Below are 1067 nucleotides of genomic sequence, written 5' to 3' on the forward strand. Positions count from 1 at the left end.
GGCGCTCGGCATCGGGGCGGAGGCGGCGGCGCCGCTGCTGGCCGCCTGCCCGGCCGACGAGACCGGCTGGCGCCCCGAGATCGCCGCCCACAACGCCCCCGGCGCCATCACGGTGGCCGGGCCGGAGGCGGCGATCGACCGGCTGGTCGCGGCGGTGAAGGAGCGCCGCGCCGCGGCGGTGAAGCTCGACCTCGACTACGCCTTCCACTCGGCGGCCATGGACCCGGTGCGGGAGGCGCTGGCAGCCGAGCTGGCGGGCCTCGCCCCCGGCGCCGGGCGGCTCGGCTTCCTCTCCTCGGTCACCGGCACCAAGCTGCCGGGGGCGGCGCTGGACGCCGAATACTGGTGGCAGAACCTGCGCGCGCCGGTGCGCTTCCAGGCGGCGGTGCAGGCCGCCATCGATGCCGGGGCGCGGCTGTTCATCGAGATCGGCCCGCATCCGGTGCTGCAATCCTATCTGCGCGAGAGCCTGCGCGCGGCCGAGGCCGAGGCGCCGGTGCTGGCCAGCCTGTCGCGCCGCGACGGCGCGGGCGACCCCTTCCCCGGCCTGGCCGACCGCGCCTATGCCGCCGGCGCCGATCCGCGCGGCGGCCCGGCCTGGCAGGGCCCGGCCGAGCGCCGCAACCTGCCCTTCACCCCCTTCGAGCGGCAGCGCCACTGGTTCACCCCGAGCGCCGAATCGGCGCGGCTGACCGATGCCATCGCCGACCATCCGCTGCTGGGCTTCCGCCAGGGGGCGGAGCCGGGCCGCTGGAGCCGGCTGCTCGACACCGCGCTGGAGCCGTGGCTGGCCGACCACAAGCTGGGCGGCGAGCCGGTGCTGCCCGCCACCGCCATGCTGGAGATGGCGCTGGCCGCCGGTGCCCTCGCCTTCCCCGACGCCCCGGCGCTGGAGCTGCGCGACATGCAGATCCTGCGCGCCCTGCCGCTCTCGGCCGAGCGGGCGCGGGAGACGCGCAGCCAGCTCGATGCGGACGGCTTCTTCCGGCTGGAAAGCCGCCCGCGCCTTTCCGGCGAGGGCTGGACGCTGCACGCCCGCGGCCAGGTGGCGCCGGCCAGCCTCGCCG

At 77.7% G+C, this 1067-nt stretch carries 1 protein-coding gene; it reads left to right on the top strand.

Going from position 1 to position 1067, the window contains the following annotated elements:
- On the top strand, window positions 1-1067 hold a 1067-nt coding region (locus tag HMPREF0731_RS21635), incomplete at both ends, for an acyltransferase domain-containing protein (protein ID WP_040614361.1).

The sequence above is a fragment of the Pseudoroseomonas cervicalis ATCC 49957 genome (assembly GCF_000164635.1).
Classification (GTDB): domain Bacteria; phylum Pseudomonadota; class Alphaproteobacteria; order Acetobacterales; family Acetobacteraceae; genus Pseudoroseomonas; species Pseudoroseomonas cervicalis.